Source organism: Mesorhizobium sp. M0239 (genome assembly GCF_040321815.1).
GTDB lineage: Bacteria > Pseudomonadota > Alphaproteobacteria > Rhizobiales > Rhizobiaceae > Mesorhizobium.
This window is the reverse complement of sequence record NZ_JAMYSG010000008.1, coordinates 133,525-147,563: the sequence shown is the minus strand read 5'-3', so window position 1 is coordinate 147,563 and position 14,039 is coordinate 133,525. Positions and strand designations below refer to the sequence as shown.

The 14,039-nt window shown below is 64.1% G+C and carries 14 protein-coding genes and 1 tRNA gene; 4 read left to right on the top strand and 11 right to left on the bottom strand.

The annotated features are described in order from the left end of the window. The first annotated feature begins 38 nt into the window (after nucleotides 1-38). Nucleotides 39-2,192, top strand: a complete 2,154-nt coding sequence (locus NKI99_RS10565; RefSeq protein WP_352610784.1) for a thiamine pyrophosphate-dependent enzyme — start codon at nucleotides 39-41, stop codon at nucleotides 2,190-2,192. Continuing rightward, nucleotides 2,185-3,765 (top strand): indolepyruvate oxidoreductase subunit beta family protein, encoded by a 1,581-nt coding sequence (locus NKI99_RS10560; RefSeq protein ID WP_352610783.1) that lies wholly within the window; start codon nucleotides 2,185-2,187, stop codon nucleotides 3,763-3,765. The genes NKI99_RS10565 and NKI99_RS10560 overlap by 8 nt, the downstream gene beginning before the upstream one ends. Nucleotides 3,766-3,770: 5 nt before the next feature. On the opposite strand, the gene NKI99_RS10555 is transcribed toward NKI99_RS10560, so the two are convergent. The 9 genes from NKI99_RS10555 to NKI99_RS10515 all read right to left on the bottom strand — a co-directional run bounded on the left by NKI99_RS10555 (nucleotide 3,771) and on the right by NKI99_RS10515 (nucleotide 8,613). Further along, entirely contained in the window at nucleotides 3,771-4,628 is an 858-nt protein-coding gene (locus tag NKI99_RS10555) for a sulfatase-like hydrolase/transferase (protein WP_352610822.1), read from the bottom strand. After that, a complete protein-coding gene (locus NKI99_RS10550; protein ID WP_352610782.1) occupies nucleotides 4,519-5,505 on the bottom strand; it encodes an LTA synthase family protein in 987 nt (328 codons plus the stop codon). Before NKI99_RS10550 ends, NKI99_RS10555 begins: the two co-directional genes overlap by 110 nt. Before the next feature lie 161 nt (nucleotides 5,506-5,666). Beyond that, on the bottom strand, nucleotides 5,667-5,945 hold the full coding sequence (locus tag NKI99_RS10545; RefSeq protein WP_352610781.1) for a GCG_CRPN prefix-to-repeats domain-containing protein: 279 nt from the start codon (nucleotides 5,943-5,945) through the stop codon (nucleotides 5,667-5,669). Between the two features lie 112 nt (nucleotides 5,946-6,057). Continuing rightward, the gene (locus NKI99_RS10540; protein ID WP_352610780.1) at nucleotides 6,058-6,513 is read right to left on the bottom strand and encodes a periplasmic heavy metal sensor; all 456 of its coding nucleotides are present in this window, start codon (nucleotides 6,511-6,513) and stop codon (nucleotides 6,058-6,060) included. Beyond that, nucleotides 6,510-6,956 carry a hypothetical protein gene (locus NKI99_RS10535; protein ID WP_352610779.1) on the bottom strand — a complete coding sequence of 149 codons (447 nt, stop codon included), beginning with the start codon at nucleotides 6,954-6,956 and terminating at the stop codon, nucleotides 6,510-6,512. The genes NKI99_RS10540 and NKI99_RS10535 overlap by 4 nt, the downstream gene beginning before the upstream one ends. An 86-nt stretch (nucleotides 6,957-7,042) precedes the next feature. Then, complete coding sequence (locus NKI99_RS10530; RefSeq protein ID WP_023811457.1) at nucleotides 7,043-7,585, bottom strand: RNA polymerase sigma factor; 543 nt, start codon at nucleotides 7,583-7,585, stop codon at nucleotides 7,043-7,045. Nucleotides 7,586-7,630: 45 nt separating this feature from the next. Then, nucleotides 7,631-8,062 carry an EF-hand domain-containing protein gene (locus NKI99_RS10525; RefSeq protein WP_352610778.1) on the bottom strand — a complete coding sequence of 144 codons (432 nt, stop codon included), beginning with the start codon at nucleotides 8,060-8,062 and terminating at the stop codon, nucleotides 7,631-7,633. A 163-nt stretch (nucleotides 8,063-8,225) separates the two neighbouring features. Further along, entirely contained in the window at nucleotides 8,226-8,414 is a 189-nt protein-coding gene (locus NKI99_RS10520; protein ID WP_023811455.1) for a YodC family protein, read from the bottom strand. A gap of 123 nt (nucleotides 8,415-8,537) precedes the next feature. Next, nucleotides 8,538-8,613 (bottom strand) — tRNA-Thr (locus NKI99_RS10515). Between the two features lie 329 nt (nucleotides 8,614-8,942). Between NKI99_RS10515 and NKI99_RS10510 the strand changes: the two genes are divergently transcribed. Then, nucleotides 8,943-10,082, top strand: coding sequence for a hypothetical protein (locus tag NKI99_RS10510; RefSeq protein ID WP_352610776.1), 1,140 nt, complete (start codon nucleotides 8,943-8,945; stop codon nucleotides 10,080-10,082). Nucleotides 10,083-10,096: 14 nt separating this feature from the next. Here the strand turns inward: NKI99_RS10510 and NKI99_RS10505 are convergent, their stop codons facing one another. Together NKI99_RS10505 and NKI99_RS10500 are read right to left on the bottom strand one after the other, a co-directional pair. Further along, on the bottom strand, nucleotides 10,097-11,698 hold the full coding sequence (locus NKI99_RS10505; RefSeq protein ID WP_352550990.1) for a cisplatin damage response ATP-dependent DNA ligase: 1,602 nt from the start codon (nucleotides 11,696-11,698) through the stop codon (nucleotides 10,097-10,099). Nucleotides 11,699-11,933: 235 nt separating this feature from the next. Further along, on the bottom strand, nucleotides 11,934-12,944 hold the full coding sequence (locus tag NKI99_RS10500; protein WP_352610775.1) for a ligase-associated DNA damage response exonuclease: 1,011 nt from the start codon (nucleotides 12,942-12,944) through the stop codon (nucleotides 11,934-11,936). 106 nt (nucleotides 12,945-13,050) lie between these two features. Between NKI99_RS10500 and NKI99_RS10495 the strand changes: the two genes are divergently transcribed. After that, entirely contained in the window at nucleotides 13,051-13,968 is a 918-nt protein-coding gene (locus NKI99_RS10495; protein WP_352610774.1) for a class I SAM-dependent DNA methyltransferase, read from the top strand. Nucleotides 13,969-14,039 lie beyond the last annotated feature (71 nt).

The window sequence follows — 14,039 nt, the reverse complement described above, 5'->3', positions numbered from 1 at the left end:
GCGCCGCCAATGCTGGCGGTAACGGAAGGGAGAAAAAAATGGCCGAACGGTCCTTTGCCAAGGAAGTCGAAAAGCTCCGGCTCGGCGCTGGCGAGGAATTTGCCGGCGAAGGCATCCTCGCCATCACCAAGGCGCTGCTGCAATGCGGCGTCGGCTATGTCGGCGGCTATCAGGGCGCTCCGATCAGTCACCTGATGGACGTGCTGGCCGACGCACAGGACATTCTGGGCGAACTCGGCGTGCATTTCGAAGCCAGCGCTTCCGAAGCCACCGCCACCGCCATGCTGGCCGCCTCGGTGCATTACCCAATCCGCGGTGCGGCGACCTTCAAGTCGACGGTCGGCACCAATGTCGCCTCCGATGCGCTGGCCAACCTCGCCTCCGGCGGCGTCACCGGCGGCGCGCTGATCATTGTCGGAGAGGACTATGGCGAAGGCTCCTCGATCATGCAGGAACGCAGTCATGCCTTCGCCATGAAAAGCCAGGTCTGGCTGCTCGACCCGCGCCCCAACCTGCCGTCGATCGTCAAGTCGGTGGAGGACGGTTTCGAACTGTCCGAGATTTCCAACACGCCGGTCATGCTGCAGGTGCGTATCCGCTGCTGCCACGTGCATGGCCATTTCATCGCCAAGGACAACAAGCGGCCGCCTATGACGGTCGCCGATGCGCTAGACGCACCGCGCCGCGACACCGGCCGCATCGTGCTGCCGCCTGCTTCCTTCCTGCATGAGAAGGAGAAGGTGCAGAAGCGCTGGCCGGCAGCGGTCGATTTCATCCGCAAGAACAAGATCAACGAGTTCTTCGGCTCGGATCATGGTTCGGTCGGCATCGTCATGCAGGGCGGCATGTACAATTCGGTCATTCGCGCGCTGCAGCGGCTAGGCCTTGCCAACACTTATGGCGACACCGACGTGCCGCTCTATGTGCTCAACGCCGTCTATCCCTTGATCGATGACGAGTTCCTGTCCTTCTGCGAGGGCAAGCAGTCGGTGCTGGTCGTCGAGGAAGGCCAGCCCAACTACATTGAACAGGCCTTTGCCTCGATGCTGCACAAGGCCGGGCGCGGCACCAGGCTGGTCGGCAAGGAACATCTGCCGATGGCCGGCGAGTATACCGGCCAGGTCATGCTCGACGGCATCGGCGCCTTCCTGCGCGCCGAGGCGCCGCATCTGCTGCCCGGCCAAGTGCGGGCGCCCAACAAGGTCGGCGATGGCGTCGACGCAGCCGACCTGATCAATGTCGTGCCGGGCCGTCCGCCGGGCTTCTGCATCGGCTGCCCGGAACGGCCGATCTTTGCCGCGACCAAGCTGGTCGAGCAGGAGCTCGGAAAGCATCACATCGCTTCCGACATCGGCTGCCATCTGTTCTCGATCATGCCGCCCTTCGAGCTCGGCGCCACCACCATGGGCTATGGGTTGGGTCCGGCCTCGGCCTCGGCGTTCAATTCGCCGGATGCCAAGCGCCGCTCCATCTCCTTCGTCGGCGATGGCGGCTTCTGGCACAACGGCCTGACCTCCTCGATTGGCAACGCGGTGTTCAACAAGAATGACGGGGTCATCGTCATCGTCGATAATTTTTACTCGGCCGCGACCGGCGGCCAGGACATCCTGTCGTCCCGCGCCGGCAACAAGACCAAGTCGACGAAGCATCCGATCACCGAGGCGGTGAAAGGCATGGGCGTCAAATGGTTGCGCCATGTCGACCGCACCTATGACGTCACCAAGATGCAGGACACGCTGCGCGAGGCGCTGACGACGGACGAGAAGGGGCCGAAGGTCATCGTCGCCTCGTCCGAATGCATGCTCAACCGGCAGCGCCGCGAAAAGCCGCTGGTCGACAAGGCGATCAAGGGCGGGACCCGTGTCGTGAAACCGAAGTTCGGTGTCGACGAGGATATCTGCACCGGCGACCATGCCTGCATGCGTCTGTCCGGCTGCCCCTCGCTGTCGGTGAAGTCGCTCGACGACCCGTTGCGCGACGATCCGGTGGCGCATATCGATCAGAGCTGCGTCGGCTGCGGCAATTGCGGCGAGGTCGCGGATGCGGCGGTGCTTTGCCCGTCCTTCTATCGCGCCGACGTCGTGCACAATCCGAGCCGCTGGGATCGCTTCCTGGAAGCCGCGCGCCGCGCCACCATCAGCCTGTTGCAGCGTCGCCGCGAAAGCCGGCGCCTGACTTTCGCCGATGCTTGACGCCGTCCCCCCACTTCGCGCCCACGCCGGCGCTCAGGACAGTGAGCGTGTCATCAAGCTCGCCGTGCTGGCGGTCGGCGGCCAAGGCGGTGGCGTGCTCGCCGATTGGATCACCGATGTCGCCGAGCGCAACGGCTTTGTTGCGCAATCGACCTCGGTCGCCGGTGTCGCCCAGCGTACCGGCGCCACCATTTACTATGTGGAGATGGCCGGCGATACCGGCCGGCTGCCGGTCTTCGCGCTGTCGCCGTCGCAGGGCGACGTCGACATCCTGATCGCCGCCGAATTGATGGAAGCCGGCCGTGCCATCATTCGCGGCTTCGTCACGCCCGAGCGGACCACGCTGATCGCCTCCTCGCACCGCATCGCCGCCGTGTCGGAAAAGATCGAGCCGGGCGATGGCCGGGCCTCGTCCTCCAAGGTTCATGCGACGGCGGAAGCAGCATCGAAGCGCTTCATCGCTTTCGACATGGAAAAGATCGCCGCCGACAATGGTTCGATGATCTCGGCCAGCCTGCTTGGCGCGCTGGCGGGGTCCGATGCGCTGCCCTTCACCCGCGAGAGCTACGAACAGGCGATCGGTGCCGGCGGCCGGGGCGTCAAGGCCAGCCTCGCTGCCTTCGGCGCTGCGTTTGACCGCGCGCGCGGCACGGCGGCACCGGCGCCGAAGCCGGCCGAGCCCGCGATAGTCGAATCTGCCCTGGGCACAGGACAGGTGAGTGGCCCGCAAAACCTGCTGCAGGGCTGGCAGACCTTGGCTACCCGCATCGACCTGTTGCCGGTGGCCGTACGCGACATGGCACTTCGGGGCTTGAGAAAGGTCGTCGACTATCAGGACATCGCCTACGGGCGCGAGTATCTCGACCGGCTGGACGAGGCCGTCGCGTTGGACGGGCCGGATCGCGGCTATGGCCTGTCGATCGCTGCCGCCAAGCATCTGGCCAACGCGCTATGCTACGACGACATGATCCGCGTCGCCGATCTCAAGACGCGCTTGACGCGCGACAAACGCGTGCGCCGCGAGGTCGGCGTCAAGGACGGCTCGATCCTGCAGGTGACCGAGTATTTCCATCCGCGCATCGAGGAATTCTGCGGCACGCTGCCGGCTGGTCTGGGCAGCTACATCGAGGACCGGCCGAAGCTCGCCGCCTTTCTTGATCGCCGCATCAACCACGGCCGCCGCATCCGCACCGACAGTTTTGCCGGCTTTGCCGCACTGTGGTTCATCGGCGGCCTGCGCCGTTGGCGCCGCAGCCTGCTACGCCACAAGGTCGAGGTCGCGCATCTCGACCGCTGGTACGCGCTGGCGCTCGACCATGTTCGCCAGGACTACGCGCTGGCCGTCGAGATCCTCAACTGCCGCCGCCTGATCAAGGGCTACAGCGACACCCATGTCCGTGCGCAATCGAAATTCGACCGGGTGCTGTCGGCGCTCGATCTGGTCAAGGGCCGCACGGACGCCGCCGACTGGATCCGCCGCCTGCGCGAGATGGCGCTGAAGGACGAGAAGGGCGACATGCTCGATGGTGCGTTGAAGACGGTGGCGACGCTGGGACCGGATAAAATCGACTGAAATATCTAGCGGGCGTCTACCGATTGGAACGGCGCCGGCGAACGCAGCGGCGCCGCCTCCGGGAACAGATGCAGCAGCCCTGAATCGACGCGCCGGCGCAGATGCGCGTCCACTTCTGCCCTGTCCTTGCAGCCATGGAACCTGCCGCCGCAATGGTCGCGCAGGCGCACGAGATCGGCCATGACAGGCGACATCGGCAGGCCCGCCGCGTCGAGCAGGCTTGCACTGAGGAAGCCGACGTCGAGCGGAGCCAGGTCAGGCATCGGATGGCGCAAAGGATGGTTGAAGGTGGTGAGCGTGTAGAAGGTGCGGTAGGCAAGCGAGCCAGGGGTCGCCAAGGCGTCGTCCCCGGCGATCGCGTCGACGAACGGCTTGGTCGCCGACGACTGGTGATCGCCGAACTCGAGCACCACGGCGCCGCGTTCACCGGCATCCGCTTCCCTCTTGTCGAGGAAATGCTGGAAATCGCCGCGCGCTACCGCCATCCGGCGCAGATACTCATTGGCCTGGAAATCGCCCGAGAACGGCTCGCCCTCGACCTTCAGCTCGGGCTCCATCCGCCCCTCATAGGGTGAGTGCGGAAACATGGTCTGGATTTCGAGGAACAGCGGCCGGCCGTCTTCCTTGCGGTGCCTGGCGATGAATGCTTCGGCCGCCTGGTAATAAAAGATATCGCGCAGGTGGTAGAAGGGCGCGGCGATGTCCTTGATGTCGAGCACGGTCTCGAAACCGATCGATTTCAGGAACGGCCCTTCATTGACGAACGAAAAGTCCATCGGCGTCATCACGACAGTTCGATAGCCGCAGCGCGCCAGCACCTCCGGCAAGGCGCCGGCGACCTTGTCCTGCAGGGTGATGGTCAAATAGGGGCTTCGCCAGCCGAAATCGGTGGCCGACAGGCCTGTCATCAGCGACAGATTGGTGATCCAGGTGCCGCCGCCAAACGTCTCGACCTGCATCGGATGCGGCGTGCGCTTTGGGTGCGAATCTCTGCAGGAATCCCGCGCCATTGCCGACCTGCGGAAAATAGCCGGGATCGGATTGGCTTTCGCTGAGCACGAAAAAGACATCGGGAAGGTTCGAGCGGTCACCGCAATCGACGGCATCGGCAAAAGGCGGCTGCGGCGCGACGGCTTGCAGCCGCTTTTCGAAGCCCGATTCAACAACGAGGTTGTGCAAATCCAGCAGCGAGACGAAGAAGGCCGACATGTGCCGGCCCTGCATGTAGTAGAAATAGCGGTCCTTCGAGGCCTCGGCCGGAAAGGTCAGCGGCACCAGAACGACGAGCGCCGCCATGACCAGGACGCGTGCCGACACCGGCCAGCCGATTTTTCGATCGATCCGGAACAGAAGGATCGCAGCCCCGATGCCGAGCACCAGGGCAACAACGACCGGCGCGATCAGATGGAGGTAGGAGCCGAGCAGGAAGCGGTACACTTCCGGATCCTTCGACACGAAGACCGTGTCGTAGAAGTGCAGCGAAAACCCCTTCATCCTGAATTTGATCGCTGACACCACTGTGATGAAAGCGATGCCCATCCAGGCGAGATAGACGGAAAAGACAAGGCGCCCCGAAGCCAGGAACAGAAGTCCGGCAAGGGCAGCCACCAGCGCCAGCGAGAACGGCACCGACAGCCATTCGTGCTCGGCCCGTCCGGCGGCGAAGACACCGGCTAGGCTGACCACGGCCAGCGTCAGCGGATGACAGAGCAGCCGACCAAGATTGTGAAGCTGAGCCACAGATTTTCCCATGAATATGCCTGAGCATAGTTTCGGGAAACTCTTCGATTATTCGTGGGCTAAGAACAAATCTATAGTGAATTTAACCTTAATTCCGGGGATCGCGCTGTCCGCAACGGCGGGACCAGGTTTCACAAGCGCCTGGCCCTACCGTGCTTCGATCAGTAGTGGTGCCAGCGATGGTGCGGATGCCAGACGTGGACCGGAGCGTGCCAGTAGTGGTAGCGCGGGCGCACGATGACGACGCCGTTCGGCACGCAACGTCCCCATCTGTTCGGATGCCAGCCGATGCCGCAGCCCCAGCGGACATGCTCGACCGATGCCTGGGCGGCCGGCTGGGCAACGGACACGATGGGCATTGCGCTGGACGCGGTGGCTGTCACGACCGTTCCGCTGAGGGCCAGCATAGCGGCTGCTGCATAGTTTTTCAGGCGACTCATAATTGGACTCCGAGTGCTTTCGAGTTTGAAGATGGCCGCCCTGCATGGTGCGATCGGGCAGGCTTGTCCCTTCGCGTCGTTAAACGGCGTCTCCGGCCTTTTCCGTCGGTCGTCATGGCGATTTTTTCGGCGCAACGGCGGCGCGGCGTTCCATATGGCGCAGCAATGCCTGTGCCAGCACGCTCCGGTTTTCGTGTGACGTGTTCGCCGCGAAGTCGACAATGGCCTGTTCAAGCCGGCTGCGCACCGTCACATCGGCATTGCGTGCCCGCTCCAGCGCGGCGGACAAGGCGGCCTTGTCCATGACAGGCTGCTGCAACAGGTCCGCTGCCTCCTGCCTCGCCTGCTGGCCATCTAGAATGATCTGCCGGGACTCCACGCGAACCTGGCGCAGCGCCAGGCGGAACGCCTTGCGGTCCTGGTTGGGAAGCTGTCGGCCAGCCGATTCCAGCGAGACACCCGATTTGGCATTTCTCAGCCAGACCGCACCGCCGGCAAATGCGCCTGCAAGAAAGACGTTCAGCACCACGGAAGCAATGACCAGGCCACGGATCCAGCGCGGGCTCATAGGTTTTCCTCACCGTTCTCGGCATCGGGGCCGGCATCGCCAAACGCCGTCACATTGGCATCCAGCACATAATGGTCCGGCTGGACCTCCGGCGTGACGATGGTCACCAGGGCCAGTCCTGCCACGGCACCGGCCAGACCAATACCGGCAAGTCCAAGTCCCAGCCACCAGAACCACTGACGCCGGCGCTGGACGAGGTGCCGGCCGGCAGCCTGCAGAATGCTGCTGTGCAGCGCCTTGTCCGTGGCGTCGACGCGGTAGCTGTCGAGCAGCGCGTCAAGTGCCCCGGCCTGCCTCAAGATGGCCTTGCCCGCGCCGCTCGCGGCAAAGACCGTGCCGGCCATTCGCTCAGCCTCGGGCCATCGCCGCAAGTCGCCGCCATAGGCCTGTGCCAAGGCGGCAAAGCGCCTGGCATCCATTTCGTTTCTGGACCCTTCAGCCATGTGTCTCCTCCTTGCCCGTCGGCGCCGAGCGCCAGGCGGCACCAGCAAGGCGCAATGGCCGTAGTGCGTTGGTGCTTGCCCGGTGCTTACTCATCGGCGCCATCCCCCGTCAGGATCGCCTGCAGCGACCGCCGGCCGCGCGCAAGCAGGCTCTCCAGGGCATCGACGCTGATCTGCAAGGTCGCTGCCGCCTCGATATTGGACATCTCCTGATAATAGACCAGAACGATCGCTTCGCGCTGACGCGGCGCTATGGCTTGCAGTGCCCGTTCGACCCGAAGCGCGTCCTCTTGGCGAGGGGCGTCGGGAAGTGCCGCAGGGTCGACCACGTCCGGCAGGTCGCCGGTCACCCACTCGCGCCTGCGACGCAGCCGGTCGTAGCAAAGGTTGAGCGTCACCCGGTGGATCCAGCTGTCGAAGCGCGCATTGCCGCGCCGCCAGCTCGCGGCATGGCGCCAGATCCGCACGAAGGTTTCCTGCGCGACATCCTCGGCCTCCGCCGCATCGCCGAGCATGCGCACGGCAAGCGCCAGTATACGTGGCAGCTTGCGCGCGACGAGCGTTTGCACGGCTGCGGGCTCGCCGGCGCCAACACGGCGAACCAGCTCCTCGTCCGGATCCGCAGCCATCAGTCGGCGCACTCCCGATGTTCATCGCGCGTCATTGCCTCTTGGTCATTGTTCCTGCTTGGGAGCGGTTTTGTGGCCCGGCAGTTCGTCGGCCGTCAAAATGCCGTCGGCATTCTTGTCCAGCCGGGCGAAGCGCCTGGCGAAGAATGCATCGAGTTCGGCGCGATCGATGAAGCCGTCATGGTTGGAATCGATCCGCGCGAAGGATTTGGCGGCGTCGCCTTTGGCGTTGCGCTTCGTCTGAAAGGCCTCCCATTCCAGCAGGCTGATCTTGCCGTCGCCATCCGTGTCGGCCGCCATGATCGCCTTTTCGCGCCGCTTCTGGAATTTGGCCAGCGTGATATCGGACGTGGTCCCCGAAGCGCCTGGCGCGGCAAGTGGCGCGGCCGTTGGCGGTGCAGGCGGCGTCGCTGCCTGGGCGAAAGCCGCAACGGTCTGCAAACTCAAGGCAACGACTGATATCGAACGACTGATCATGTTGTGCGTCTCCAGGTTGGCGCGACGCAGACGGCTTGTGCCGCAATCGCGCTTCAACCGTTAAACGCCGCGCCCCGGAAAATCCGTCGGTCGCACGTGCTGATCCGTTCATCCCAGGACAACAGAGGCTGCCCATCCCGATCTGATCGGGATGGAAGAAACTCTAGTCCGACTGGTCGGCCGCAATCAGTTGTTCGGGCTTGAACCCGGCATGTTGCGGGGTCCACACCTCGCCCTCGCGATTGAACCAGTGGCACAGATACATGCCCGAGGCTGCGCCATCGCTGATCGTCATCCTGGGGCCTCCGGATTTCAGCCTGACGACGTCTCCGGTCTTGAAATTGTTGGGCATTTTTTGACCTCCCATGCTGAGGCCATGAGTTTCACACCAAACCGGGGTCTCGACAATGGCAGATCTGCCAGGCCGGCGTCGCAATCCTTTGCACCAGGGGCAGACGACAAAATGGAGGAGGAATGGTGCCGCTTAGGTGACTCGAACACCTGACCCCCGCATTACGAATGCGGTGCTCTACCAACTGAGCTAAAGCGGCCCGGGAAGCCAAGGCCTCCAGGATGCGGCGGTGATAGACGCAACCGGGCGCGAATTCAAGATGCGACGTGGCAATTCCTGCGACGGCGTCATGGCACCTCGAAAGCCGACCGCCGCCTTGTCCGCCGATCAATCGCCAAGGGATGCTGCACACGGTGCATGCGCTCCCTGCGCGTGAAAATCGGCCAAACATGCTGATTTTGTTGCCGGAACAGCGCCGGAATGGACTTTGCACACCTCTGCGAGGCAGAATACGCCGCTCGCCCGTTGATTGATTGGTCGCCTGCGGCTAACGATCACGGCAAGGTTGGCAAAGACAGAGGGACCTGCTTGGACGCGATCGAAAAAGCGATCCGGAACGCCTTGGAGAAAGGCAATGCCGAGGACCGCGCGTTCCGCGAGAGGGTCTATCGCTCGGCTTTTGCCGCGCTCGATCGCGCGCTCCAGGCCAATCCCGGTGTGACCGTTGAGGTCGCCATCAAGCGCCGCAAGGCAATCCAGGCGAAAATCACCGAAATCGAATCCGAGTTCCTGCCGGCGGTGCCGGATGTCGGCCCGCAGGGCGATGCACCGGCGGTCGAACTCGGAGCGGACTCGGCGCCCGCGGTCGAAACCGGCCGAGAGGCATCGTCCCCGGATGTCGTCGTCGACGGACCCGTGCAATCCGCTGCCGATGCGCCGCGCTCGCGCGTTCTGCCCGTCGTTCCCGACATCATGCCGGACGCCACGCTTCCCGATGCTCCGGCCATCGACATGTCGGTTCCGGCCTCGGCCGGCGCGACGACGGAAGTGGCGCCCGACCGCGATGAACGGCGCATAAGGGGGCGTCGCCTGCCGCTGACCGCCATCTTCCTGACCGTGACACTGCTCGCCGCGGTTGGCATCGGCCTGTTCTTCGCCGTGCAGACCGGCGTGTTCAAGACATCCGCGCAACTCGACACCGCCCCGCCGCAGGCACCGCCGACCGTCGAGGACGACGATTTCACACCGGCCGACGGCGGTCCGGCAAAACCCGGCGCCGCGGACCAGGCGCGCGACTGGATCAATGTGTTTTCGCCGGCCGATGCATCCCATGTCAGCGCGCCGTCTGACGCCAGGGCCGAGGTGATGAAGGACGATACCGGTTCGTTCCTGCGCATCCGTTCCGGCGCGTCCGGTTCGGCGATCAGTTTCGACGTCGGACAAGGCGTGCTGGAGAAGCTGGCCGGCAAACATGCCGTGTTCGACATCATTGCCCGCTCCGAAGAAGGCAAGGAGACGCAGATTTCGGTCGACTGCAATTTCGGAGAACTCGGCGACTGCGGCCGCAAGCGCTATGCGGTCGGCCAGCAGCAGAACGAATATCTGTTCGACGTTCAGTTTCCGGATAAGCGCCCGGGCTCGGCCGGCACCATTGCCATCAATTCCGACTTCGACAAGCAGGGCAAGGCCGCGGACATCTACGAAATCCGCGTTTCGATCGAGCCGTAAGAGCGCCGAACGGTCTAGCGGTCGAGCAGCGCCTGCAGCGTCTCGATGCGGTCGGCCTCGTTGGCCGGCTTGTCCCAGCGCAGCCGCGAAATGCGGGGAAAGCGCATGGCGACGCCGGATTTGTGCCGGGTCGAGCGGTTGAGCCCTTCGAAGGCGACTTCCAGCACCAGGCCGTTGTCGCGGTCGGCCCGCACCGAGCGCACCGGCCCGAAACGCTCGATCGTGTTGTCGCGGACATATTTGTCGATCTGCTTCAACTCCTCGTCGGTGAAGCCGAAATAGGCCTTGCCGACCGGCACCAGTTCCTCCTCGCCTTCTGCACCTGTCCAGACACCGAACGTATAGTCGGAATAGAAGCTCGAGCGTTTGCCGTGGCCGCGCTGGGCATACATCAGCACGGCGTCCACCGTGTGCGGATCGCGTTTCCATTTGAACCATGGACCTTTCGGCCGGCCGGCGACATAGGCTGAGTCCCAGCGCTTGAGCATGACGCCTTCGATAATCGGATGCGGTGGCACCCGGCGCAGTTCCTCCAGCGTTTGCCAATCCGTGAAGTCGACGAATGGCGAAATATCGAAACGGCTCGGGTCGAGCGTCCCGACAAACGCTTCCAGCCGGCCGCGCCGCTCGCGAAACGACAGCGCGCGCAGATCCTCGCCGCCGACCTGGAGCAGATCGTAGCAGCGCATGAAGGCCGGGTATTGCTGCTGCATCTTCGGTGTCACCGTCTTGCGGTTCAGCCGCTGCTGCAGATCCGAGAACGTTCCCGTCGCCTGCCGGGGATCGCCGACAAGCAGTTCGCCGTCCAGCGTTGCGGAAAAATGCATGGCATCGGCGAGGTCCGGAAAGGCACCCGAAACGTCATCGCCGGTGCGCGAATAGAGCCGGCGGATACCGCCCTCGGCCACCGCCTGGACACGGATGCCGTCCCATTTCCATTCGGCGGCATAATCCGCCGGATCGAGCTTTTCGAGATCGCCGTCGCCAACCGGGTTCGACAGCATCACCGGTCGAAACAATGCCAACGCCGTGTTCCTGGGTTTTTCGGCCTTGCCTTCCAGCCACGCGAACAGCGCTGTGTAAGGCGGCGACAGCCCGTGCCAGAGCTCTTCGATCTCGGCGATGTCGACCTTGCCGAAATCCGCCAGCGCCTGTTTGGCCAGCCGCGCCGACACGCCGATGCGCAAGCCGCCGGTGACCAGCTTGATGATGGCAAAGCGGGCCGAGATGCCGGCGCTGTCGAGCAGCCCTGCCAGCACCTTCGGTCCGTCGGAGCGGCTCGCCGCCTGCAGTCTGGCGACGACCTCGCCAAGCGTCGGCTCGCGGTTCGCGATGTTTCCGGGCGTTTGCGGCCAGACCAGCGACACCGTTTCGGCGAGATCGCCGACATAGTCGTAGGAATAGCCGAACAGCACCGGATCCATGCGTTCGGTGACCAGCATGCGCAGCATCGCCGGCTTGACCGCGGCAATGTGGAGATCGCCGGTGATGGCAGCCAGCGCCAGCCCGCGGTCGGGATCCTCTACCGTGCGGAAATAGTCGGTCAGCAAGGTCAGCTTGCCGTTGCGCGACGGCGTCAGCACCAGGCGGTCGAGTAGTTCGGCGAAGCGGTTCATGGTGACACTACTGGATGGGCTTGGCACTTCGGCACACCCCCCTCTGTCCTGCCGGACATCTCCCCCGCAAGGGGGGAGATTGGCAGCTTCGATGCCAGCACTCTCCTTGCGCGGTTGGTGATTAGCGAAAGCGGCGGTGACATCTGATCTCCCCCCTTGCGGGGGAGATGGCCGGCAGGCCAGAGGGGGGTGTGAAGGATCGCGGCGCCGGTGATTGGTGGATCAGCAACTAGCATCAATCGCCCTCGTCCTCGTATCCCACCAGATGCAGCGGCCGGGCGGCGATGCCTTCGAGTTCGCACCAGCGCACCAGCGCTTCCTCGCGGCCATGCGTCACCCAGATCTCCTCGGCTCCGGTCTCCTTGATGGTGGCGGTCAACTCATCCCAGTCGGCATGGTCCGAGATGATCAGCGGCAGTTCGACGCCGCCTTGCTTGGCGCGCTGGCGAATGCGCATCCAGCCTGACGCGAAGCACGAGATCGGATCGGGAAAACGCCGCGCCCAGCGGTCGGCGAAGGCCGATGGCGGGCCGACGACGATGGCGCCTGTAAAATCATCCTTGCCGCCGCTTTCGACGGTCGCCGGCTCCAGTTGCCCAAGGTCTATGCCTTGGCTCTGGTAATATTCACTGAGCTTGGCCAGCGCGCCATGGATGTAGAGCGGCCTGTCGTAGCCGGCGTCGCGCAACAGCCGCATCACCCTTTGCGCCTTGCCCAGCGCATAGGCGCCGACCAGATGCGAGCGCTCGGGGAACTGCGCTGCCGATTTCAGCAGGCGGGCGATTTCTTCTGTGTCGGGGGGATGGCGAAACACCGGCAGGCCGAAGGTCGCTTCGGTGATGAACACATCGCACGGGATCGGCTCGAATGGCGCGCAGGTCGCGTCCCTCCGCCGCTTGTAGTCGCCGGAAGCGACGATGCGCGTGCCCTGATGCTCGACCGCTATCTGCGCCGAGCCCAGCACATGGCCGGCTGGATGGAAGCTGACGCTGATGCCATTGAGTGCAATCGTCTCGCCGAGCTGTGCCGCTTGCATTGTTCCCGCGAAATCCTCGCCGTAGCGCAGGCCCATAATGTCGAGTGTCTGCCGCGTCGCCAGCACAGAGCGGTGGCCGGAACGCGCATGGTCGGAATGGCCATGCGTGATCAACGCGCGATCGACCGGCCGCACCGGGTCGATGAAGAAATCGCCCGGCGGGCAATAGAGGCCCTCGGGCCGGGGATGAAGAAGGTCGCTGGGGCGCATGATCCCCAAGATAGGATATAATTCCGCGGCGGGAAGCCTGTTGTAACTCACTGCTGACTCCCGCATAGAGCACCGTCGGCTCGATCCGCCGGCAGGACCCATCGCCATGAAACCGCTTCAGGCCTCGTCTGGCGACTTGAACGCCGATCGCCGTGCCGATTATGCCGAGATGCTTCACGCGGATGGCGATCATGCGGCAGCGGCGGAATTGCTGCTCGGTGCGCTGGAAATGACGCCGCAATGGGCGATGGGCTGGTTTCGCCTCGGCGAGATGCAGCAGGCGGCGGGCGCGGCGGATCTGGCTGCACAGGCCTGGACGATGTCGTTGCAACTCGATCCATCGGATCGTCAAGGCGCTGCACTCAACTTGCAATTGATGGGCAAGGCGCCGGCGCTCGACGCGCTCCCCAGCGCCTTCGTCGAGACACTGTTCGACCATTATGCCGAGAGCTTCGACGAGTCCCTGGTCGGCAGGTTGGGATACCGGCTGCCTGAGATGCTCGACCAGGCCATTCGAGCGGCAAGGCCAGGCCGCTTCGCGCTGGCGCTCGATCTTGGCTGCGGCACCGGCCTGACGGGACAGAGGCTGCGTCCGATCGCCGACCGGCTGGAGGGTTATGACATTTCGGCCAGGATGCTGAGAAAGGCTCGGGCCAAGGGCGTCTACGATTTCCTTGATAAGGCCGATCTGCGGGATTTTCCCTATGCCGGTCCGAAAGCCGATCTGGTGACGGTGGCCGATGTTTTCATCTATGTCGGCGCGCTGGACGGCGTGGTGAAGACGATTGCCGGGCTGCTGGCCACGGATGGCCTGTTCGCATTTTCCGTGGAGACGCTGGCTGGCGATGGCGATTTCGTGCTGTTGCCGTCGCGCCGCTATGCGCATGCGCAACACTATGTGCGCGAGGTCCTGGCCGCCAACGGGCTTTCGGTCTTGTCACTGGAACCAACCGTGATCCGGCAGGATCGCGGGGAACACGTCAACGGGCTGGTCGTTGTGGCCGGGGCTCCGAACTCAGCCTAGCAAAGACCTGACGACAGCCAGTTCCGCGGTGTCCGCAGCTTTTTGCCGGGCAGCCCGATAGGAATTTTTTC